The following is a 22,639-nucleotide window of genomic DNA, read 5'->3' on the forward strand; positions in this document are numbered from 1 at the left end:
GGCGAGCCGGCGCGCGCGGGGCAGGGGGGACCATGACCTTCCACCGGCCTCGCCCGCTGCTGCGCTCAGAGACCGTCAGCGTGGTCATCCCCTGTTATCGGTACGGACACTTCCTGCGCACCGCGGTGGGCAGCGTGCTCGATCAGCGGGGCGTCGACGTCGAGGTGATCGTGATCGACGACGCATCCGACGATGACAGCGCGACGGTGGTGCGCGCGCTGGCGAAGTCCGACAAGCGCGTCCGCGCCATCGTCCACGAGACCAACGCGGGTCATATCGCGACGTACAACGAGGGTCTTGCCGAGGCTCGCGGCGACTACATCGTGCTGCTCTCGGCCGACGACGCGATCAGCGAGGGGTCGCTCGAGCGTGCCGTGAGCCTCATGCAGCACCATCCGAGGGTCGGCATGGTCTATGGTCACGCCGAGGACTTCGCCGACGAGCTTCCGCGATTCGAGACCGGCGAGCGCAGCTGGTCCTCGTGGTCCGGCCGGCGATGGCTCGCCGACATGGCCTCACGAGCCGTGAATCCGGTGTACACGCCGTCTGTCGTCATGCGAGGTGAGGCATGGCGCGCGATCGGACGCTACGACGGGCGCGTGCCCCACGCCGCCGACATGCTCCTGTGGTTCCAGACAGCGGTCGACTGGGACATCGGACGAGTCAACAATCTCGCGCAGGCATATTACCGGCGCCACGGTTCGAACATGCACCTCACCCAGTTCTCCGGCATGCTGCGTGACCTGCGCGAGCAGCGGGAGGTCTTCCGCATCCTGTTCGAAGAGCCCGCGACAGGCACTCGTCCGCCGGCCGCCCTGCGTACCGCCGCGCACCGCGCGCTGATCCGCCGCGGTCGCAGACTGGCTCTGGCAGAGGGTCGTCCCGGCGGCGACCCCGCGGCCGCCGCCGCATATCGCCAGTTCGCAGACGAGACATCCGGCCTGCTCGACGGAGCCGAGCCTCCGAGCCGGCAGACGATGAGCGACCGCTTCCTCGAGAGCAGGCTCGGGACATTCCCCCGCCGCGCGCTGACCCACCTGGAGTGGCGCCGGTGGCGGAGGTACGGCGTATGACCAGCCTGCGCGCGGCCGCCGTCAAGGCATCGCGGATCCTGCGTACGAGCGGGATCCGCGGACTCGTGCAGCGTGCGGCGCGCGTGCTCTATCACCGCGTGGGCGCAAGCGGCATCGATGAGCCGCTGCTCGACGATGACATCGCCGACTCGACGACGTTGGATCTGCCGGTGCCTGAGACGAGGCCTATGCGAGGGTCGATGCTGCGGATCGGCTGGGTCATGGTCCCGCCCAGCGGGGGCTCGGGGGGCCATACGACCCTCTTCCGCATGATCGCGGCGTTCGAAGACGCCGGTCACACGTGCGTCATCTTCCTCTACGACCGCTATGGCGGCGACATCCGCGAGCAGGAGGCGGTGATCAGGCGCTGGTGGCCGAACATCCGCGCCGAGGTGCGAAACGCCGCCGCAGGCATCGACGGCGTCGACGCATGCGTCGCATCGGGGTGGGAGTCGGCGCACGTCATCGCGCGGCGCGCGACCGATCCCATGCGGCGGCTCTACTTCATCCAGGACTACGAACCGTTCTTCTACCCGCACGGGCCCCGGTACGCGTTCGCCGAGGACAGTTACCGCTTCGGGTTCCGGTGCATCGCGCTCGGCGAGATGGTGGCAGGCTTGCTCCACGACGAACTGGATGTCCACGCGGACGTGGCGGAGTTCGGATGCGACACCTCGTCGTATCACCTGCTCGGCGACCGGGCGCGAAGCGGCGTGGTCTTCTTCGCACGCCCGGAATACGCACGCCGCGGTTACTGGCTCGGCCGAGTCGCGCTCCAGCGCTTCCACGAACGGCATCCCGATGTGCCCGTCCACCTCTACGGCGACGACGTGGGAGATCTGGGATTCCCCGCAGTGCATCACGGAAAGCTGACTCCCGCCGCCCTGAACGAGCTCTACAACTCGGTCGTCGCCGGCCTGTGCCTCTCGTTCACGAACGTGTCGCTCGTGCCGGAGGAGATGCTCGCGGCAGGTGTGGTGCCGGTGGTGAACGACTCCGCGTACTCGCGCGCCGTGCTCGGGAACGAGCACCTGGTGTGGTCGAGCCCGACTCCGGATTCGCTGGCGACGGCGCTCGGTGCGGCCCTGACGACACCCGACAGCGCGCGCCGCGCGCGGACCGTCGCGGCGTCCGTGACCCATCGTGGATGGGCTCGCGCGCAGGGCGACGTGCTTCGCATCGTCGAGGACGAGGTCTACGGGCCGCGAGACGCGGGGACGCACGGGTGAAGACGATGCGATCTCGAAAGCCGCCCGAGTCCGAGCCATCGACGACGACGCGCGCCGACGACGGCGAGCAGGCGCTCGGCGGATCGGTGGGCAGCCGCGCCGCGTCGGGCGTCCTCTGGCTCACCGCTCAGCGCTGGGCGGTCCGCATCTCCGGATTCGTGACGATCGCCATCCTGACCCGATTCCTGTCGCCGGCCGATTTCGGCACGGTGGCGGCTGCGATGACCGTGCTGCCGTTCTTCTACCTTCTGTCGGATCTGGGGTTCGCGGCGTACATCGTCCAGATCCGCGAGACGAGCCGCAGGATCCTCAGCACGGGATTCTGGTTCTCGAGCGTCGCGGGACTGGTGCTGACGGCGGTCATGATCGCCGCGGCTCCGCTGCTCGGCCTCGTATTCCGATCCGAGACGGTCGTGCCGGTGCTGCAGGTGCTGTCGGTCTCCATCCTGCTCACCGCGATCGGATCGGTGCCGACGGCGCTCCTGCGACGGCGCATGAGTTTTCGGACGCTCGCCGTCCAGGGTACGGTCGGGGCCGTCGCCGCGCAGGTCGTCGCCGTGACGATGACGCTGACCGGCATGGGCGTGTGGGCTCTCGTCGGGCAGACGCTGACGATGCAGCTGTTCGTCTCGCTCCTGCCGTGGTTCTCAGCGAAGTGGCGACCGACCTTCGACTTCTCGTGGCGAGACTTCCGCGGGATCGCGGGCTTCGGCGGCAAGGTCGTCGGGGTCGAGTTCATCGCGGCGACACGTGCATGGGCCGAGGCGGCGATCATCTCGGCCGTCCTGGGAATGACAGGGCTCGGCTACCTCAACATCGCGCAGCGTCTCGTGCAGATCGTCCAGGATCTGACCGGATCGGCGGTTGTCCCCGTGTCGACGGTCGCCTTCGCCAAGGTTCGTGAGTCCGTCGACCGTCTTCGCGGTGCCTACCTGCGGTCTCTGAGACTGGCGTATGCGACGCTGTCCCCGCCGCTCACGCTGGTCGCCGTGGCGGCACCGATCATCATCCCGATCATCTTCGGCGAAGGATGGGGACCGAGCGAGCAGGTCGCTCAGATCCTTGCTCTCGCCGGGATCATGGTGGTGAGCGCGACGCTCGACCACGGCCTCTTCTATGGGCTCGGCAGACCCGGCCGATGGTTCGTCTACGCCGTCATCGTGGACGCGGCGACCGTCGCGATGACCGCCGTGACTGCGGGCTTCGGTCTTCAGGCGGTGGCATGGGGCTTCCTCGCCGTCGCCGTGCTGTCCACCATGGCTCGATGGTTCCTCGTGGGCCGGATGCTGTCCGCCTCCCCGCTCCGGGTCGCGGCGCCGTTCGGCTTCCTGCTCGTCGCGGTCGCCGTCGCCGGAGCGGCAGGATGGGCGGTCATGTCGGTCACGGCATCCCTGCCGGACCTGATCCGGCTGGTCCTGGTGGGGCTCGCGGTGCTCGGCGGGTCGATCCTCGTGCTCGCGACGATCGCCCGCCCGGTCCTCGATGATATGAGGGGACTGCTCACCCGGTCAGGACTGGTTCAACGCATCCTCTCTCGCCGAACGGAGGCCGACGTATGAACACCGCACACAGGAAGCCGTGCCGGCACGGGCGGGAGCTCAGAGCATGATCCGCACGGCGTTCCATCATCTGCTCGCCGGCGCGGCATCCGTCACGCCCGCCGCGCCGGCCCTCACCTACAAGACCGAGACGGCGACCTACGCCGATACCTGGCGACGTACGCAGAATGCGGCGTCCCAGCTGCTGCTGCTCGGCCTGCAGCGCGGCGATCGCGTCGCAATCTACCTCGAGAAGCGCATCGAGACCGTCGTCGCGATCTTCGCCGCGTCGACGGCCGGCGGGATCTTCGTGCCCGTCAACCACGTCCTCAAGGCGCCGCAGGTCGGACACATCCTCTCGGACAGCGGCGCCCGCGTCCTCGTCACCTCGGGCGACCGTCTTGCTCAGCTCGCCGAGGTTCTCCCCGGCACCGGGATCGAGCACGTCGTCGTCGTCGGGCGCCCCACGACGACGGCGATCCACGGAGCGCAGCTCCACCTCTGGGAGGACGGGCAGGATGCGGCGACGTCCGTCCCGTCCACCGGCGCGATCGACGTCGACCCGGCGGCGATCCTCTACACCTCGGGCAGCACGGGAATGCCGAAGGGCGTGGTGCTCAGCCATCGCAACCTGATCGTCGGCGCCGAGAGTGTCAGCACCTACATCGGCAACACGTCAGACGACGTCATCCTGAGCGTGCTGCCGCTGAGCTTCGACGCCGGCCTGAGCCAGGTGACGACCGCGTTCGCTGTCGGCGCGCACTGCGTGCTGACCAACTACCTCCTCCCTCGCGACATCCCGAAGCTCTGCGCCCAGCACGGCGTGACGGGGCTCACGTGCGTGCCGCCCCTGTGGCTCCAGCTCGCGGAGGTGTCGTGGCCGGCCGAGGCCGCCGGGCGCCTGCGGTACTTCGCCAACACGGGGGGACGGATGCCGCGTGCGACCTTGACCAGGCTGCGAGAGGTCTTCCCCGAGGCTGCGCCCTACTTGATGTACGGGCTCACCGAGGCATTCCGCTCGACGTACCTCGACCCCGCCGAGGTCGACCGGCGACCGGACTCGATCGGCAAGGCGATCCCGAACGCCGAGATCCTCGTGCTGCGCCCGGACGGGACTCCGTGCGCGCCGGGCGAGGAGGGCGAACTGGTCCACCGTGGCGCCCTGGTGGGCCTCGGATACTGGAACGACCCGCTGCGGACGGCCGAACGCTACCGGCCCATCGTGCGGCCGGGCCAGGAGTGGCGCACCCCCGAGATGGCAGTGTGGTCAGGCGACACGGTCGTCGCCGACGAGGAGGGCTTCCTCTACTTCGTCGGACGCCGTGACGACATGATCAAGACATCCGGCTATCGCGTCAGCCCGACCGAGATCGAGGAAGCCGCCTACAGCACCGGCCTGGTCCGCGACGCTGTGGCCGTCGGCGTTGCCGACGACGCCCTCGGTCAGCGGATCGTCCTCGTGGCGACGAGCTCCGACCATAGTCTGGACGTCGGTGCGCTCACGGCTTCGATGCGCCGGAGCCTGCCTCTGTACATGGTTCCCAGTCACGTCGATGTGCGCGAGGAACTGCCCCGCTCGCCCAACGGCAAGTTCGATCGCAGTCTCATCAAGGCAGAGGTGTCGGCATGAAACCCCACGAGCACGTCGCGTCGTTCGGCACGGTCGACGGCGAACTCCGCGTCGGCGGGATGCCGCTGAGCAGGCTCGCCGCGCGAGTCGGATCGACACCGTTCTTCGCGTACGACCGCGCACTGCTCGATGCGCGCGTGGCGCGGTTGCGCAGCGCGCTCCCTGATCGCGTCGAGCTGAGCTTCGCGATGAAGGCCAATCCGATGCCCGCAATCGTGCAGCACCTTGCGCACCAGGTCGATCGCATCGATGTCGCGTCCGGCCAGGAGATGCTGACGGCGCTCGACACCGTCATCCGGCCCGATCACGTGAGCTTCGCAGGTCCGGGCAAGACTGCTGCCGAGATCCGGCAGGCCGTCGCCGCGGGCGTCATCGTCGAGGTCGAGTCCGCGACCGAGATCGAGCGCGTCCTCACGGCGGGTTCGGACCTCGGGCTCACGCCGACCGTGGCGATCAGGGTCAACCCCGACTTCGCCGTCAAGGGCTCGGGCATGCGCATGGGCGGCGGCCCCCAGCAGTTCGGCATCGATGCCGAGACGGTACCCGAAGTCCTGGCGAAGTATGCCGATACGGGAATGGACATTGCCGGCTTCCACATCTTCGCGGGCTCGCAGAACCTCAACGCGGAGATCATCGCCGAGGCGCAGCGGCGCACCGTCGAACTCGCCATCCAACTCGCCGACTCGCTCCCGGCCCCGCCGCGCTACCTGAACCTCGGCGGGGGGTTCGGCATCCCGTACACCGACAGGGATCGGCCGCTCGACCTCCACACCGTCGCGGCGAACCTCCATGAGCTCGTGCAGGGACCACTCGCCGCGCGGCTTCCCAGCGCCGTGCCCGTGATCGAGCTCGGGCGCTATCTCGTCGGCGAGTGCGGGGTCTATGTGACGCGCGTGCTCGACCGCAAGATCTCGCGCGGAAAGACCTTTCTCGTCGTGGACGGCGGTATGCACCACCAGCTCGCGGCGAGCGGCAACTTCGGTCAGGCGATCCGGCGCAACTACCCCCTCGTCGTCGGGACCCGCGCGGATGCGCCGCTCGAGGAGGGAGTGAACGTCGTGGGATGCCTTTGCACCCCGCTCGATCTGCTCGGAGACGACGTCGAACTCCCGCCCGCCGACATCGACGATCTGATCGTCCTCTTCCAGGCCGGTGCCTACGGACTGACCGCGAGCCCGACGGCGTTCCTGGGGCACCCCGCACCCGCCGAAGTCCTCGTCTGATTCAAGGAGAATCCATGACCACCACAATCGACGCCGTTCGCGACGTCCTCATCGAAACCCTCGAACTGCAGCAGAGCCCCGAGGAGCTCACGTCTGAGACGCCGCTGTTCGGCTCGTTGCCCGAGCTCGACTCGTTCGGCGTCGTCGCGCTCGTCGGCGCGCTCGAGGACCGATTCGACATCACGATCGACGACGACGAATTCGGTGCGGACCTGTTCGAGACGATCAGCACTCTCACCGAGTTCGTCGACTCCAAGCGCTCCGCCTGAACGGCGGAGACGGAGCGGATCGATGGAGCGGCGACGCATCGCAGGGTTCGAGGTCGCGGTTCTCGGGCTGGGGACATCCCGCCTCGCGTCGATGGGCTCAGGGCGATCGAAGTCGGACGCCAGGACGCTCTTCGACGTCGCGCGCGACTGCGGGATCGACTTCATCGACACGGCAGACACGTACGGTTCGACGGCCGCCGAACGCTGGATCGGTGAACTGACCGTGGAGGATCGTGACCGGTGGGTGGTGGCCACGAAGATCGGGCTGCCGACGGTGGATCTGCCCGGTCCGTTTCGCATCGTGAATCAGCCCGCCAAGAAGATCAAGCAGGCGCTCGGGGCGGGCTTCGCGCTCGACCACGCGACACTTGCGCGTGATGTCGAGCGCAGTCTGCGAAGGCTCCAGCGCGACCGCATAGAGATCCTCCTCCTGCATCTTCCTCCGGCGGGCATCGTCAACGACGTCGAGACGCACGAGATCCTGCGCGACCTGCAGCGGCGCGGACTCATCGCGCAGTTCGGGGTATCCAGCGACGAGATCGCGACGATCCGCGGAGTCCGGGATGCCTGGCGCTGCACCTGCGCCGCGACAGTGGTGAACCCGTGGAGCGATGCGGGACTGCGCGGGGGAGTGCTCGAGGGGTTCGACGTGATCGCGAACCACGTGATGGGATCGGCTCAGGAGCGCACTGCCCTGGCCGCCGCCGGAGCGCCGTCCGGTCGTGACCGCGCTTCCGATTGGGTACCGCGTCGGCTCTTACGGCACGCTGCCGCCGTAGCGGGCGTGCAGGTCGTGCTCACCGGCACCTCCAGTCCCGAGCATCTTCGGGCGAACGCGAAGGCGTTCGACACGCGGGTCTCCCCCCTCGATCTACTCGCCTGAGCGGGCTTCGGCTGAGGCGAGGTGGTCCGCGAGCCGCAGGGCCAGCGCGATGATCGTCAAGGTCGGGTTGGCGTGTCCGGATGTGGGCATGACCGACGCCCCGACGGCATAGAGGTTGTCCACACCGTGTACTCGGCAGTTCCGGTCGACGACGCCGTGCGCCGGATCGTCGGACATGCGCGTGGTTCCGATGTGGTGGGCGCCCGAGTTCACCCGCAGCGTCGACGCCCCGACCGCCTGGCGCAGCGTCTCCTCGTCGTACTGCAGACGACCGAGGCCTGTCGCCCGAAGTCGCTCGTCGAGCAGACGATGGCATGCGACCACGCTCTCGATGTCGAGGCCGGTCGCTGCAGGCGAGACCACCAGGCGCCTCATTCCGAGAGCATCGCGATCCTCGCCGAGCATCACACGCGCGCAGGCGTTGGGCACCTGCTCGGCTTGGAACTGAAGGTGGTACGCGGCGAGACCATCGTCGGGAAGGATCGCCGGAAGACGTCGCGCGCCGACATAGCGACCCACGAACGTACGGTACAGCTCCGGGACCGCGCCAGGCAGATTGCGGACGAAGGCGCGGGTGTGACCGGCGATCGCCGTTCTCTCGCCGCGCAGGAACTGCACCGCATGTCTCGGACGGCTGGCAGCTGCCGCGAGCGTTTTCAGCAGGTACACGCCGGAGAAGAGCGCGCTGCGGTGTCCGGACGCGCCCGACGGTGGCCTCACGGGAAAGAACACGGTGTTCAGCAATCCGTTCGCCCGTTGCGTTTCCGGGGCTATCGAGATGCGCCGGCGGCAGTACACGCCGTCGAGGTCGCGGTCGAACGCGACATGCGCCCGGGGGGCGCCCTCAGCCAGCTCCATCGTCGCGAGGCACCCGAAGACGTGGGTCTGGTAACAGCGCCCCAACAGACTCGAGTGGTCGCCGATTCCAGTACGGGCGACGTCGGCCGAGGCGAGCAGGATGCGCGCGTTCTCGAGGCCGCCCGCCGCGAGGACGAACGTGACTGCGCGGATCCGCCGGGACTTCCCGAGGGCGCTCGTCGCGACCACGTGACTCACCGAGCGGCCATCCGGGTTGAGCTGGATGTGCGTGCATGTCGCGTTGAGCACCACGGTGGATACCGTCGACGCCGCGAAATGGCGTCGGTATCTCTTGCCGAAACGCGTCGGCGGGCTCCAGCGCTCGAGCTGATGCGTGATGATTCCGCCGCCCTCCAGCCCCGGCAGCAGATCCGGCGCTCCGGGCAGGGTCGTCCGCGCGTCGAAAGACATCGGTCCCGCCTCGCACAGCGCAACCGCATCCACGTAGTACGGGTCGAGGTGTGCTCGCGGGAACGGCCAGCCACTCAACGGCACCCACTCCCGCTCCTCGAAGTCGAGCGCGTCGAACGGGATGCATCGGCCGCCCCACACCGCGGATGCTCCGCCCCACTGGCGGCGCCGATTCTCATCGAGCGGCTCATGACTCCCCGGCGGGTCGGCCGCACCGCGGTTCAGGTCGCGGGAGCGTTCGGTCTCGCGCGGCCCGCCCGATTCGAGGAGCAGGACGGAACGCCCCTGCTTCTCGAGTCGCAGCGCGAGTGAGATCCCTGCGGGGCCACCTCCGATGATGCAGACATCAGAGAGGGGAAGGTCAGCGGTGTCCGTCCGGAGCGCATCGATGATCACAGGGCCCCCTCTCCGTTCGGTGCCGCGAGGGAAACGGCGTCTCGCCCCGTGCGCCGACGGCCCAGATCCCGCATGATTCTGACCTGCGTCATCCGATCTCCGCTGACAGGGCTTGGCGCATATAGTACTGATACGCACTAGCCCCGTAGCGCGCCCCGGGTCCTCGTCACTCGATCTCTAGGAACACTGCCATGGCTGCCTACGTCGACAACCCGCGCGAGGCGACTGCCTGCCAGATCTGCTGGGCGTCCCACGCATGACGTCCTCAGTGCTGCCGGGGTTCCTCGCCGGGAGCGGAAACCTCCCCGATGAGCACTTCGGTCGGCCGACGACGCGGGTGCCGCACGCGGCCGGTGACGTCGTAGTGTGGGGCTTCGACCGGACGATCGCCGACACCGTGCTGCTCTCACCTGTCGTGCGGTCGACCGATGGACTCGTCGACTCCGAAACCGTCGCCACCCGGATGCAGGCCGAACCCGCGTCGCTCACCGGTCTGCTTCCTCCGTTCGCGGCGGCCCACCTCGGCGCCGACGGAGTCGCGATGGTCGCCGATTCGATGGGGTTCCGCCAGTTGTTCCACAGCGCAGCCGGGGATGCCGGCCCCGCCGTGGTCTCGAGCTCCGCACTCGCCGCAGGCCGAGCACGCAAGTCACCGCTCGATCTGACGGCTGTCGGCAACCAGTCGCTGCTCGGCTGGCAGCTCGGGCAGCGGACGCTGTACGCCGGGGTCGAGAAGCTCCGGCCAGGGGCCGTCGCCCATCTGAACCGCGCCGAGGTCAGCGTCGTCGAGCCGCCGCGCCCGGAGCGGCGGGCGCTTGAGTTGGAACAAGCCATCCGCGAGGCCGCGGCGCTCATGCGGTGCTCGCTCGAAGCACTTCTCGACGATCATCCCGACGCTGTGCTGCAGCTGACAGGCGGACTCGACTCGAGGCTGCTCCTCAGCGCCATCCCCGCGGCCCGTCGTCGGGGGCTGCGCGCGATGACGCTCGGCGTTCCGGGAAGCGGCGACGCAGCCATCGCCGCGCAGATCTCCCGTCGCTACGGGATAGACCATGAGGTCCACGACCTCGCGAGCGTGGACGGCCTCACCCCTGCGGAGGCCTGGCAACTCTGCGTCGACGCCGCCGTCCGGCTCGACGCCATGTCCGACCCGGTCGCTCTCGCCGCGCTGGGCGTCGGTGAGCGCGCGTTCGGCCAGGGCGTGCGGATCTCGGGACTCGGCGGCGAGATCGCTAGGGGGTTCTATTACGTGGGGCGCGTGGGGGATCGCTCCTACACGAAGAAGGATGCCGCTCGCCTGGCCTCGTGGCGGATGTTCGTCAACGAGGCGGTCGAGCCCGGCCTTCTCACGGACGACTTCTCCGCGTGGGCGAGGCACACCGCCGAAGGTGAAGTCTACGAAGCCATGCGAGCTGGTGGCGACGAGTGGTTCCGGGCGACGGACGAGCTCTACCTGCGTCACCGCATGCAGCGGTGGGCGGGGGCGACGGACACCGCGGTGAGCTCGCAGCGGGTGGTGATCAATCCGATGCTCGATGCTGATTTCCTCGACATCGCGGCGCGTCTGGCGCCGCGAGACAAAGCGGCGTCGCGCTTTCTCGCGTCTTTGCAGGTAGAGCTCGACGCCGACCTTGCCCGGATTCCGCTGGACGGACGGCCGACGCCGGCAGCCTACGCGGACCCGCCCACCTGGCAGCCCGTGCTCAACACACTCAGCACCGGCAAGCGACTCGCCCGCAAAGCGCTGCAGCGCCTGCGCCGCGGCAACCGCGCCCCCGCGGGAGGGACGATCCTCTCCGCGAAGGTCGTGGAGCACTGGCGATCCCACCCCGGCACCGTCGCCGCGCTGGCGGATCTGTCCTTCGTGAGCCAGGACTGGGTGAGCGGGATGCTCGAAGGGCGGATCACTCCCCGTCCGAGCTCGGTTGCCTTCGTGACGAACCTCGTCGTCGCGACCGGCACCGACCAATAGCTCACGCCTGCGACCGGGCGAGCTCCTCGTAGAGGCCGTCCATCCGATCCAGCCGCTGCGACCACAAGTGGGTGCTCACAGCACGCTGCCGGCCCGCCTCGCCCATCACGCGGCGCAGTCCGGGGTCTTGGACGAGTGTCCGCACGGCGTCGGCGCAGTCTGCCGCCAGCTGGGAAGGGGACGTCGCATCGAGCAGCAGGGCGCAGGACTCGTCGACGTTCGCACCGGGGCCGCCGCGTCGGCATACGATGACGGGCAGCCCCCAGGACATCGCCTCGAGGCTTACGTTCCCGCCCGGCTCCCGATAGCTCGGAAAGACGAAGACATCGGCATCCCGGTAGAACTCGTCGACGACGCCGCGCGGAACCGAACCGTGCAGCGTGATCCGCTCGCCGAGGTCGAGTTCTTCGATGAGCTGTTCGCACGCCTCGCGATCGTTGCCGTCGCCGAGGACGTCGAGGACGACGTCCAGATCCCGGAGTGAGTCCATCGCGCGGATGACGTCGCGGAGCCCCTTCGTCCGCACGATACGGCCGACGTGGAGCAGGCGCACGGGTCCGGCGCGCTCAGCGCGGTCGACAGGATCGTGGACCTGTTCGACCGCAGTCTCGCTCATGACCTCGAAGCGCTGGAGGCGCAGGCCGGAGAGGAACTCCCGCACGTACTCCGCGACGCCGACGACGCAGTCCGCGCCCTCGTATGTCCGGCGCAGGAGCGGATCGTGGTGTATTCGCCAGCCGTCCAGGCCCCGCAGCTTCTGGTACCACGGGGTCGCGCCTTCCTCCGCCACGAACGCTGGCGGTGAGTCCAGGCTTCCACCGACCGGACCGATGACGAATGGGATGCCGAGCCCGACGGCCGGTGACGGATAGCGCATCGCGACGGGAACGACCTGGTGCGCGATGTCGAATCGCTCTTGGGCCGTGAGGCGCTGACGGATCCACCGCCGTGCGCGGATGTAGAACGGTGCGTAGCCGGGTTGCAGAAGGCTGTTGAGCCGTTCGAACCGACCGACTCCCCGCGGTTCGGGCCACTCGATGACGCGAACATCCGGCAGTTGCCGCGCCATCGGCGTGTGGCCGCGCTTGTACGTCGTGAGGAGGGTGAGCTCGTGCCGCTCGGACATGCGCTTCGCCCATTGGAAGGCGACCCACGCTTCACCCACGTCTTCCCCGTCGCAGGCCGGTGCGATCATCAGCAGCTTCATCGGGGCTCCTGGTTCACCTGGGGAGGATGCTGTCGCTGGCGTTGAGGAGGGAGGGCCGGCGTGACGGGTCGATGAGCGCGCGGATGGTCGGCCACGACTTATCGTGCCCGAGCAGTGCTCGGCGAACCTCCGACAGCACCGTGAGCACGTAGTACACCGACGCGCGGACCGTGCCGGTGCGCCGCCGGTAGAGCCGGATTCGATTGATCTGCTTCATGGTATGGGTCATCGCGCTCTCGCCCGAGCCCCCGCCGACGTGCATCGCTCCGGCGTCGGGAGTGTAGACGGTCAGCCATCCCGCGTCCTTGGCCCTCAGGCTGAAGTCCGTCTCCTCCGAATACAGGAAGAACGATTCGTCCATTCCCCCCAGACGGTCGTAGCATTCTCGGTCGACCAGGAGGATCGCACCGACGGCCCACTCCACCTCGTGCTCTCGTTCGTATTCCGAGGAGTCCTCGATGCGCTCTGTGAACACAGGCCAGCCCGTGAAGCTCAGACCGCCGACGCGACCGATCGTCGGACCGCGACGCAGTGTGGGCGAGAGGCTGCCGTCTTCCTCGCGGACGCGGGGGGCGACGATCCCCACGCGCGGCTTGGCGAGCACCCGGCGCATGATCGGGACGGCCCCGCTGTCGACAATCGCGTCCGGGTTGAGGATCAGGATGCTGTCTGCTGGCGGTGACGCGGCCACCGCTCGGTTCATTCCCGCCGCGTAGCCGACGTTGGTCGACCGCACGACCGTGCAATCCTCACGCGCATCGAGCAACGCCAGCGTCCCATCCGTGGATCCGTTGTCGACGACCACGACCGAGTATGTGAGCTCTCCCATCGACCGGGGGATGCTGTCCAGCAGGTCAGCGACGTGACGCTCGCTGTTGTACGTCACGACGACGACGGCGACATCCACAGGCACGGCACTCATTGTAGGAGTCCCGCCAGGCCGAACTTGCCGCGTTCTATGCGGCGAAACGCCCCCGCCAGGCCGAGGAGAAGGAAGAGCGTGCCCATCGTCATCGGAAACGCGAAGGCGTCGAACATGAACAGGCAGGAGAAGCCGGCGCACACCGCCGCCGCGAGCGAGATCGCCAGGTCGCGGGAGGCATCGTCGCGCAGCTGCGTGCGGAGGCGGAACATCGTCACCACTCCCGTGATGCCGAGACCGAGGAACGCGACGGTGCCGACGATCCCGGCGGTCACGAGGAGGAGCAGGTACTGATTGTCGAAGATGCGGTACTTGGGCAGAAAGGTGCCCAGGCCCCTGCCGAACCAGGGATGGTTCGCGACGAACTCGAAGGCGAGCGAGAAGCTGTCGGTGCGGGACGTGATGCTGGGGTCCTCAGCGGCACCCGTGAACATCCCGATGATCGAGTTCAGCAGGTTGGGGGTGACCACCATCATCGCCAGAACTCCGCCGACGGCCACTCCGAGGACGAGCAGTCGACGCTGCCTCGACCATCCGATGAGACAGACGATGAGACCTATCAGCGCGCCGAGATAGGCAGATCGCGAGGACGTGAGCGGGATGATGCCCGCGACCGCGACCGCCGGCAGCCACCGCACGATCGGCCCGCGGTGCGAGTGGTGGAAGCCGACATGGAGGACGATCGGGAGGAGCATCGCGAGGATCACGCCGTACTCGATCGGGTGGATGGCGGTGCCCGCGGGGCGCGGGAATCCACCGCGTGAGATCAGTCCGTACGCGGGCGAACTCGTCAGGCCGGGGATGGTCAGCTGGTCGACCCACGGCTGCCGCGTGATCACCTGGACGATGCCCAACGCGGCGATCATTCCGCCGCAGACGGCGAAGCGCCACACGAGGGTGTCCAGTCGATTCCGGGTGTGGATGCCGTCGTGGGTGAGCAGCAACGTTCCCGACCAGGAGGCGAGCGCGAGAACCGCGACATCGGCCGGACTGATCTCATCCGGGCTCATCGGGCGCCCCATAGCGAGCACGTAGCTCACAGCGATGCTGAACAGGAGCGCTCCGAGTGCGATCCGGATCGGCTGCGGCTCGATCACGGCCTTGCGAGCGGCACCGAGAAGGAGCAGGAACCACAGCACGAGGCTGCCCAGCCCGAACAGCATCGAGGGAGCGCCGGCGCTCGCCAGGGGTCCGACAACCAGCCGGGACGGGACGAACAGCAGCAGCACGAGGTAGACGGTGAGCCAGCCGACCGCATCCGCCGTGACAGTTCTCCGGGGGGCGACGAACCCCGGAAGCGGCTGGGTCACTTACGGCTGCCTGGGTCGCGCCGACACAGGTTGCGCGCCTCGCGCCGTGGACACGGAGTCCTTATCGGTGTTCCGGTCGTCGGCGGCGGACTCGCGCACGTCTTCCGAGACGACGTCGAAGTCGGCGTGAGGGTCCGCGGACCGGACGGGACCCGGCGCTCCAGCTGTGGCCTTCGGCGTGGCGACCGACGGCGTGCGACGCTGCGCCCTCCGCAGCAGGACGCCGTCGAGGGTGAACGCGACGATGCCGGTGACCAGCATCCCCGCGGCGATCGCCGCGATCACCATGCGGATCATCCCGGAACGATCGACCTCGGCGACCGCATCGGCGGTGAGTGACATGGAGGTGATCACGGCGTCCGCTGGTGCCGCGACCTCCGTCTGCAGTCGTTGAAGCTCTTCAGGGATGCGATCCATGAGGAAATCCAGAGTGGACAGCGCCGCTTCCTCAGTGCTGTCCGTCACATTGACGGCGATGACGGGGCCGCGGGTGGAGTCATCGATCGCAACCAGGAACTGGGCCGTGGGCGAGTGGTCCTCGACCTCTGCCTGGGCCGAGGCGCTCGCGAAGTAGGCGACGACGATGCCAGCCGGCTGTTCGAGCCCGCCCAGGACGAGGAACGGATTCCCGGCCTCGCCCACCGCCACTTCCGACGGGAGGAGCAGGATGAGTCCGCGGGCGGTGTACTCCGGGGGACTGACGACGTAGGCGCCGTACGCAAGGCCCGCCGTCATCAGCAAGCCGACGACCAGGACGTACCATCTTCGGCCCAACGCCCGCATCACATCCAGCAGCACAGATATCCCCCTCTGATCCGTGCCCAGGTTTCCCCAGGGACAACGGTATTCTACCCGGGGGGATACTCATGACTTTCTGGGAGCTGATCCGCGCATTCCTGCGCTACTGGCCCGTCGTGCTCGTCGGGGCGATCTGCACGGCCGCCGCGGGACTGGCAGCGATCAGCGACGACGGCGTGTACTTCACTCGCACCGAGCTGCTGTTCCTGGCGCCGACGAGTTCGCTCTACCCGAATGCGCTGCGGACCCAGTCCGAAGACATCATCATCACCGCCGGAATCGTCGCCAAGCGCATCGTCGGTCCGGACCAGGTGACCAAGTTCGCCTCGCCCGACGTGACCCTCGTCGGCGAAGGCGTACGCGACGGCTGGTCGTTGCGGCTTCCCGATACCGGGGGCCAGTGGGCGTCGAACTTCGCTACTCAGCGGCTCCTGCTCGATATCGTCGGCCCGACACGAGAACGCGTCGAAGAGCAGCAGCAGGCGCTGATCGATCGCGTCTCCGACGAGTTGCGCGCTCTTCAAGAGGCGTCGGGGGTCCCGGAGGTAGCGCAGGTGACTGCGATCGCCGCCCCCGAGTCGACGGTGATCTATTACGTGGGCGGCAGCAAGGTCCGCGCGCTGGGAGTGACGGCCGTTCTGGGGGTCGGCGCCACCACTGCGGTGGTCATCGTCCTGGAGCGCCGCCGTCGCGCCCGGACGTACGCCTCCGCGGTGAGCGCGTCGTCGACCCATCGGATGCTGTTCGCTGCAGGACGTACGACGTGACGACGGATGCAGCGGGCCGGTCGGCCTCCCCGCGACCGGAGGTTCTGCCGATCGGCCCAGATGATGTCGAGGAGGTGAGCAGATTCCTGCAGGAGAACCTCAATCGGCGCGTTTCTGCCGACGCTTGGAAGGCGCTCCTCCAGCCGCCGTGGGGCACCGTCGGACCGAACCGAGGGTTTCAGCTCCGTTCCGCGGGGCGAGTGGTCGGGGCATATGCAGCGGTGTACTCGTCGCGTGGGCATGCGGTCGACGTGTGCAATCTCGCCGCCTTCTGCGTGCTCGAGGACTTCCGGAGCCACTCCCTGCTCCTCGTCCGCGCGCTGCTGAGGCAACGGGGGTATCTTTTCACCGACCTCTCACCAAGTGGCAACGTCCCGGCGATGAATGAGCGACTCGGGTTCCGTCACCTCGACACGTCGACCCGTTTGGTGGCGAATCTGCCGCATCCGGCGCGTGGTGTCGAGATCTCCGACGACCCCGCGATGCTCGAGGCGACGCTCACCGGCGCAGCGCTCGAGGTTTACCTCGACCACCGCGGCGCGCGGGCGAGCCGGCATCTGCTCGTGCGCGACGGGGACCGCTACGCGTATCTCTTGTACCGGCGCGACCGTCGCAAGCGTCTGCCGGTCTTCGCCGCGCCGCTCCACGTCGCAGGCGACACCGAATTGCTCGCTTCGGCGTGGCGCGGGGTGGCTTCACACCTGCTGCGAAACGGATTTCTCGCCACGCTTGCCGAGCGCCGGGTGCTCGGATTCACGCCAGGCGGAATCGGACGATCGCTCCGCAATCCACGCACGAAGATGTTCAAGCCGGCCGAGACGGCGGCCGCGGGAGACATCGACTACCTCTACAGCGAACTGACCCTGCTCGAGTGGTGAGCGCCACTCGCACAGGGTCAGTTCTGCTGGATGCGGGTCAGTTCGCGGGAGGGACCGGGGCCCCGTCGTCGTAGAGGTTGTTGCTCCAGACGTTGCCGGGCGCGCGCGTGTCGAACGAAGTGATCGCGCCCCAGAACCCGCACTTGCCGGACGAGCCCTTCTGATACACGTTGTTGATGAACTTGATGTTCGCCGTCTGCCCGGAGTAGGGCTTCCCTGCGGTGGATCCGCCGTAGGAGCAGTAGCCACCGGAGCCCGCGATGATCAGGTTCCCGTCGACCGTGTTGTTCCGCACGGGGTCGAAGTCGGGATAGCCCGTGATCGCAGCCGAGCAGCCGGCGTCCGGCGGGAAGTCGGGCGCGTCGCACGCGATGGTGTTGTGGATCAACGTGCTGTTGGTGTTGATCCGGATGCCGGACTCGTGGTGCACGCCGGTGGTGTCGTGCAGCTGGCCGTGGACGTACGAATCCCGGACCGTGCAGTCCGCGTAGCAGTTGATCGACCGCGTCCCGCCGGTGACTTCGACGCGTTCGGCGGTGAACCGCGCGTCGCCGATTCCTGTCCACGGCCCGTCACCGGCGTCCACTTCACTGTCGGTGATCGTGAAGGATCCCTGGTTCTGGGTGTAATCGGCGTAGACCGTCCCGTTGATCTTCGAGTTCTTGATCACGACGTCCCTGGCGAGGATCCGCAGACTGCAGTCGACCTGCTTGGAATCGATCACGTAGCCCGGTGTCTGGATCGTGCAAGGCCCGGTGTACGGCGTGAGCGTCGTGCCGGCCGGCACGCCTGTCGTGTCGGAGTTCGGGAACGAGCGGCCGAGGACAACGAACCCGCCCGTGCTCGACGGCGGCGGGGTCGGGGTGGTCGTGGGCGTGGGCGTAGCCGTGGGGGTGGGTGTCGGCTTCGGAGTGGCCGTCGCGGTCGGCGTCGGAGTCGCGGTGGGCTTCGGAGTGGCCGTCGCAGTGGGCTTCGGAGTCGTCGTCGGCTTGGTGGTGGGCCGCGGAGTCGGTGTTGCGACGCCACTGGACGGCGTGAAGACGACGTCGACGAGGTAGTTCGAACCCTGGTAGGTGTTGCTGGGCACGCGGCTGGTGTCGCCATACCGGTACACCCCGGCGCCGGCGTTCAGGGCGAACCCGTTCTGCACCTTGGAGCGCGAGAGATCGTTCTCGGTCACGGGGTATCCGCCCCGCGGTGCGTGGTAGGACGCGACGTAAACCTGCCCCCCGGTGAGCGCAACGGGCTTCTTGAGGGTGACGGTGCGCCACCCGACCTGCCTCGTCGGCGCAAACGACGCCTGTGCGAGCACCTTGCCATCGGCGGACCACAGCGTCGCTTTCGTCACGCCCCGGGCTCGCTCACCCTGGTAGTACTGCAGGGCGGTGACGGTGCCGGACTTCTGAGGGCTGAAACGGATGCCGAGCTCCACGGCTGCGCGATCCGAGTCGACGGCGATGCGCGGAGTGAGGTTGTCGGCGAAGATCCCGGTCGCCGAAGGCGCCGCCATGGCTGGAGCGATGGCGATGCCGACGACGGCGAGGAGTGCAGCGACGACCGCCGCCACGGCGATGTTGGCTCGGCGGGCGATCGTGAGTCGGCGTTGACGGGTGCGCAGTGCTTTGCGAGTCATAGGATTCCGGGGGGTAGGGGCGACGTTGTCGGGGTAATGGCAGTATCACCTAACACATAGGTGTTCCTCTACGGATGAGAGAACGCTCATGTACGCTTCCGCCTCCGGTAATGTGCAGTCGACGGCGCCTTCAGCCGCAGATCGGGGTGGCGTGATGAGGGAGCGCTCGACTGTCCGCCGCCCGTGGGTGATCGTCGGTCTGGCACTCTACGCCGTGGCTGTCGCGGGGGTGCTTCTGTTGCCTGTTTCGTATTCGGGCATCGTCAACGGCATCGGCGACTGGCTGCGCTACGACCTCGGGATTATGTCCTTCGGGTCGGGATGGATCGAGTTCGGTGCGAACATTCTCATGTTCGTGCCCCTGGGATTCCTGCTCACACTGCTGTTCCGGCGACCCTGGATCGGCGTCGCCCTGGCGGTGGGAGCATCCGTCGCTGCCGAGCTCGCACAGTTCGTCATCCCCTCCCGCGAACCCGCCTCGCGCGACATCATCGCCAACACCGCCGGCGCGCTCCTCGGCGCCGCCCTCGCGTGGCTCGTGATCCGGGCGCGCTCGCGCGGAGCTGCGCATGACTCGGCTAGCGGCGCACCACCGACGGAGACCACGCGTGCTCGATGAACACCTCGGGCTCGCCTGAGCCGTCGGCGGCGAGAGTCCACACGTCGTAGTCTCCCGGGACACCGTCGCGCGGCATCCCGTAGAGGATGGTTCCGTCGTCGAGCCACTCGATCTGGTCGTCGATACCACGGGACTCCGGCAGCAGCGACACCTCGCCGGTCGCGAGATCCATGATCGCGGGCGTCCAGTGCACGGTCGGTCCCGATCCGGCGGTCACCGCTTTGAAGGCGAGGCGGGTGCCGTCGGGCGACAGCGAGGGGCACTCGACGTCCGGGGCGACCGACGTCAGTGTGCGCGCCGCGATGTCTCCTTTGACGAGGTACGTGCGCCCTTCCGTCGTGAGTCCGGCCGTCGCATAGAAAGTGGTGTCGTCGATGAAGGTGACGCCCCAGTAGTTGCGATCGACGGGCGCCACTTGCTGGCCGTCGATGACGAGCGTCCACTCTTCGAGGTCGCCGATGCTCTCGCCGTCGCGCGCGCGGATCTGCGTCTCGGTCGAGAACCCGATCGTCGCGTACGAGTGGCCGGTCACGAACGCCGTCGTGGCGACGAGCTCGCCGTCGTCCGAGATGCGGGTGCGGCTCGGGATGCCGGTGAGCGGCCACTCCTCGACGGGTTCCACTGCGCTCGAATAGAGGGTTGCCGTGTAGCTGGGCACGATGCCGCGCTCGGTCCGCAGGCACATGAACTCGTCGTCGACAGCATCCACCCGGTCGCAGGCTGCGGTCGTCACGGCGCGCGCGCCCGACGGGTCGGCCAGCGCCACACTCGCGACGTGGCCGTAACCGTCCCCGCTCGCGGTATTGCGGAACACCACGCGATCACCTGCCGCCCAATCGGCGGGCTCGGTCGTATCCGCTTCGCTCGGCAGATTCGCCCTCGCATGGTACTGCTGCCACGCGAACATGCCTGCCGCCGCCGTCGTGCCGAGTGCGACGACTGACACCGCCACGACGATGAGCCACTTGAGGCGATCGCTCATGAGTCCGCCGCGTCGGTGGTCGCCAACATGCTCGTCGTCGACAGCATCGGCCGCAGCAGCAGCGCGACGACCGGGATCGCGACCGCCAGCACTCCGGCGACCACGAGCATGGCAGGTTCGCGGCCGACCGCGTACCAGAGGAAGCCGAACGCCGTCGCCGAGATGAAACGGGTGACAGCGACGACCGTCTGGGCCGCTGCGATCCCGGTGCCGTGTGTGTCGGGTGTCGTGAACTGTGCCGCCAGCGCGGCGAGCACCCCGTCCGTGGCCGCGTAGAAGGCGCCCAGGAAGACCAAGCACAGGATGGTCGCGGCGACGTCGGCGATGGGTAGCGCGGCCACGACGTATGCCGCGAGGAGCGCGACGTGTCCCCAGACGAACACCCGTGCACGCCCGATGCGGTCGGAGAGGCGGCCGAGCGGGATCGCGAGCGCGAGGAAGGCGACGTTCGTTCCGACGTACATCAGCGGGAACCACTGCGCCGCGAAGTCGGAGCGCGACTGCAGCACGAGGTAGACGAAGCCGTCGCCGATCGTGAGAAGCCCGAGGATGCCGGCCGCGGCGAGGACGCGTCGCATCGGGCCGTTCGTCACGACCTTCCAGTCGAACTTCGGTCGCGGCGCCGTGGCCCCGCCGTCCACAGAGCGGCGCTGCGTCCTCGCGCGGACGTTCGGCACCACGACGGCGAGGATCACGACGCCGATGACCGCGAACGCCAGGGACGCGACGAAAACGGTGTGGAAGCCGTCGGGGATCAGCAGCAGGATGAAGAAGGCCAGCAGCGGGCCGAGGGCGGCGCCGATGTTGTCGAGCGTGCGGTGCACGCCGAAGGACGTGCCGAGATTCGACGGTTCCGACGTGGCGGTGATGAGCGAATCGCGGGGTGCGGTGCGGATTCCCTTGCCGATTCGGTCCGCGGTGATCACGGTTGTGATCGCTGCGAAGCCCGACGCGAACAGCAGTCCCACCCGCGCGACAGCCGCCAGCGCGTAGCCCGTGAAGGCCACCCACTTCGGCTGATCGTAGCGATCTGAGACGTATCCGCCACCGATCCGCACCAGCGCGCTCACGCCCTGGTAGAGGCCATCGATGAACCCGAACGCGATCGTCGACAGGCCGAGCACGCCGGTGATGTAGAGCGGCAGGATGGCCGCGACCGACTCCGACGAGATATCGGTCAGCAGCGAGACGATGCCGAGGCTGACGACGGTGGAAGAGACCGTGCGGATGCCGCGGCGCGGACGGGCGGCATCCTCCCTCTTTCTCTCGGAGCTCGGCTTGTTGGTGAACGAGATGTACATGCCGTCAGCCCGCGCGCAGGACGCCGTAGATCATGTACACCGTGCCGGTTCCGGATGCCGGGGCGAAGGCCAGCGACAGTGAGGTGTAGGTGTCGCCGAACGACGTGGCGGCGCTGTCGCCCGACGCCGTCTCGGCGAGCCCCAGGCCGGACCACACGTCGCGGTAGTGGGCTCGCACATCATCGGCCGATGCGTCGGTCCGCGCGACGAGCGTGACCTGCATCGTGTTGCCCTCGCTGGCGATCGAGGAAGTGAGCACGTCGGATCCGCCAGACGGGCCCGCGATCTCCACCGGGTACCCGTCCGCGAGAGCCCCCTCCGCGGACGCGGGTGCCGGGAGCGGCGCTGTGACGAGGGGGGTGGGGGTGGGAATCGGCGGAAGGCCCGGTCCGACGGAGTCCTCGGAGTCGGGGGACTGCACCTCGCTCCCCGTCGTCGGGGTCGCACCGGGAGCGGGGCCGGGCGTTTCCGTCTCCGTCTCGGACTTCGAGGTCGACGTCGAGGTCGACGTCGAGGTCGGCGTCGGGTCCGCACCGGCCCGGCCGGTGCCGGGGCCGACCGTCAGAAGCCAGATGGCGATCGCGGCGCCGACCAGCACCAGCGCACCGACACCGATCAGCACCCATCGCATCGCTGGCGTCAGCCTTGCGGTGCGCCGTGCGTCCGGAGCGTCGCTGGGCGCCGTCATCCGTTCATTCCCATGTCGCGTACCCCCATATCGCGAGCGGTGCGCCCCGCTG

Annotated in this window: 20 protein-coding genes; 11 read left to right on the top strand and 9 right to left on the bottom strand. The window is 68.3% G+C overall.

Annotated features, from left to right (window positions below; translation table 11 throughout):
* Positions 1–32 precede the first annotated feature (32 nt).
* Genes ACLKM7_RS07605 through ACLKM7_RS07635 form a run of 7 tightly spaced genes read left to right on the top strand, consistent with a single transcriptional unit; the run spans position 33 to position 7,845 of the window.
* Positions 33–1,073, top strand: coding sequence for a glycosyltransferase family 2 protein (locus ACLKM7_RS07605; RefSeq protein WP_436446549.1), 1,041 nt, complete (start codon positions 33–35; stop codon positions 1,071–1,073).
* Positions 1,070–2,302 (top strand): rhamnosyltransferase WsaF family glycosyltransferase, encoded by a 1,233-nt coding sequence (locus tag ACLKM7_RS07610; protein WP_436446550.1) that lies wholly within the window; start codon positions 1,070–1,072, stop codon positions 2,300–2,302. The genes ACLKM7_RS07605 and ACLKM7_RS07610 overlap by 4 nt, the downstream gene beginning before the upstream one ends.
* A 5-nt stretch (positions 2,303–2,307) precedes the next feature.
* On the top strand, positions 2,308–3,861 hold the full coding sequence (locus ACLKM7_RS07615) for a lipopolysaccharide biosynthesis protein (protein WP_436446551.1): 1,554 nt from the start codon (positions 2,308–2,310) through the stop codon (positions 3,859–3,861).
* A 46-nt stretch (positions 3,862–3,907) separates the two neighbouring features.
* Entirely contained in the window at positions 3,908–5,470 is a 1,563-nt protein-coding gene (locus tag ACLKM7_RS07620) for an acyl-CoA ligase (AMP-forming), exosortase A system-associated (RefSeq protein WP_436446552.1), read from the top strand.
* Positions 5,467–6,693 (top strand): pyridoxal-dependent decarboxylase, exosortase A system-associated, encoded by a 1,227-nt coding sequence (locus ACLKM7_RS07625; RefSeq protein WP_436446553.1) that lies wholly within the window; start codon positions 5,467–5,469, stop codon positions 6,691–6,693. The genes ACLKM7_RS07620 and ACLKM7_RS07625 overlap by 4 nt, the downstream gene beginning before the upstream one ends.
* Positions 6,694–6,707: 14 nt before the next feature.
* Entirely contained in the window at positions 6,708–6,962 is a 255-nt protein-coding gene (locus tag ACLKM7_RS07630) for an acyl carrier protein (protein WP_436446554.1), read from the top strand.
* Between the two features lie 22 nt (positions 6,963–6,984).
* Positions 6,985–7,845, top strand: a complete 861-nt coding sequence (locus ACLKM7_RS07635; RefSeq protein WP_436446555.1) for an aldo/keto reductase — start codon at positions 6,985–6,987, stop codon at positions 7,843–7,845.
* Here ACLKM7_RS07635 and ACLKM7_RS07640 read toward each other — a convergent pair.
* Positions 7,834–9,510: an FAD-dependent oxidoreductase gene (locus ACLKM7_RS07640; protein WP_436446556.1), complete on the bottom strand. Its 1,677-nt coding sequence runs from the start codon at positions 9,508–9,510 to the stop codon at positions 7,834–7,836. The genes ACLKM7_RS07635 and ACLKM7_RS07640 overlap by 12 nt on opposite strands.
* A 256-nt stretch (positions 9,511–9,766) precedes the next feature.
* On the opposite strand from ACLKM7_RS07640, the gene ACLKM7_RS07645 reads away from it, so the two are divergent.
* The gene (locus tag ACLKM7_RS07645; protein WP_436446557.1) at positions 9,767–11,482 is read left to right on the top strand and encodes an asparagine synthase-related protein; all 1,716 of its coding nucleotides are present in this window, start codon (positions 9,767–9,769) and stop codon (positions 11,480–11,482) included.
* Between the two features lies 1 nt (position 11,483).
* On the opposite strand, the gene ACLKM7_RS07650 is transcribed toward ACLKM7_RS07645, so the two are convergent.
* The 4 genes from ACLKM7_RS07650 to ACLKM7_RS07665 are packed head-to-tail and all read right to left on the bottom strand — an operon-like array spanning position 11,484 to position 15,719.
* Entirely contained in the window at positions 11,484–12,689 is a 1,206-nt protein-coding gene (locus ACLKM7_RS07650; protein ID WP_436446558.1) for a glycosyltransferase family 4 protein, read from the bottom strand.
* A 13-nt stretch (positions 12,690–12,702) separates the two neighbouring features.
* A complete protein-coding gene (locus tag ACLKM7_RS07655) occupies positions 12,703–13,602 on the bottom strand; it encodes a glycosyltransferase family 2 protein (protein ID WP_436446559.1) in 900 nt (299 codons plus the stop codon).
* Positions 13,603–13,607: 5 nt separating this feature from the next.
* Positions 13,608–14,921, bottom strand: coding sequence for an O-antigen ligase family protein (locus ACLKM7_RS07660; RefSeq protein WP_436446560.1), 1,314 nt, complete (start codon positions 14,919–14,921; stop codon positions 13,608–13,610).
* Positions 14,922–15,719 (bottom strand): hypothetical protein, encoded by a 798-nt coding sequence (locus ACLKM7_RS07665; protein WP_436446561.1) that lies wholly within the window; start codon positions 15,717–15,719, stop codon positions 14,922–14,924. It lies immediately after the preceding gene.
* Positions 15,720–15,787: 68 nt separating this feature from the next.
* Here ACLKM7_RS07665 and ACLKM7_RS07670 point away from each other — a divergent pair, with 68 nt between their 5' ends.
* Both ACLKM7_RS07670 and ACLKM7_RS07675 read left to right on the top strand, forming a co-directional pair.
* Complete coding sequence (locus ACLKM7_RS07670) at positions 15,788–16,486, top strand: hypothetical protein (RefSeq protein WP_436446562.1); 699 nt, start codon at positions 15,788–15,790, stop codon at positions 16,484–16,486.
* 74 nt (positions 16,487–16,560) lie between these two features.
* Positions 16,561–17,364, top strand: coding sequence for a hypothetical protein (locus ACLKM7_RS07675; protein WP_436446563.1), 804 nt, complete (start codon positions 16,561–16,563; stop codon positions 17,362–17,364).
* 37 nt (positions 17,365–17,401) lie between these two features.
* Here the strand turns inward: ACLKM7_RS07675 and ACLKM7_RS07680 are convergent, their stop codons facing one another.
* A complete protein-coding gene (locus tag ACLKM7_RS07680) occupies positions 17,402–18,997 on the bottom strand; it encodes a DUF4082 domain-containing protein (protein WP_436446564.1) in 1,596 nt (531 codons plus the stop codon).
* 154 nt (positions 18,998–19,151) lie between these two features.
* Here ACLKM7_RS07680 and ACLKM7_RS07685 point away from each other — a divergent pair, with 154 nt between their 5' ends.
* Positions 19,152–19,616 (top strand): VanZ family protein, encoded by a 465-nt coding sequence (locus ACLKM7_RS07685; RefSeq protein ID WP_436446565.1) that lies wholly within the window; start codon positions 19,152–19,154, stop codon positions 19,614–19,616.
* Here ACLKM7_RS07685 and ACLKM7_RS07690 read toward each other — a convergent pair.
* The 3 genes from ACLKM7_RS07690 to ACLKM7_RS07700 are packed head-to-tail and all read right to left on the bottom strand — an operon-like array spanning position 19,576 to position 22,587.
* A complete protein-coding gene (locus ACLKM7_RS07690) occupies positions 19,576–20,598 on the bottom strand; it encodes a TolB family protein (RefSeq protein WP_436446566.1) in 1,023 nt (340 codons plus the stop codon). The genes ACLKM7_RS07685 and ACLKM7_RS07690 overlap by 41 nt on opposite strands.
* Positions 20,595–21,899 (bottom strand): MFS transporter, encoded by a 1,305-nt coding sequence (locus tag ACLKM7_RS07695; RefSeq protein ID WP_436446567.1) that lies wholly within the window; start codon positions 21,897–21,899, stop codon positions 20,595–20,597. The genes ACLKM7_RS07690 and ACLKM7_RS07695 overlap by 4 nt, the downstream gene beginning before the upstream one ends.
* A gap of 4 nt (positions 21,900–21,903) precedes the next feature.
* Positions 21,904–22,587 carry a hypothetical protein gene (locus ACLKM7_RS07700; protein WP_436446568.1) on the bottom strand — a complete coding sequence of 228 codons (684 nt, stop codon included), beginning with the start codon at positions 22,585–22,587 and terminating at the stop codon, positions 21,904–21,906.
* Positions 22,588–22,639 lie beyond the last annotated feature (52 nt).

The organism is Microbacterium sp. I2, from assembly GCF_051364985.1.
Taxonomy (GTDB): Bacteria; Actinomycetota; Actinomycetes; order Actinomycetales; family Microbacteriaceae; genus Microbacterium.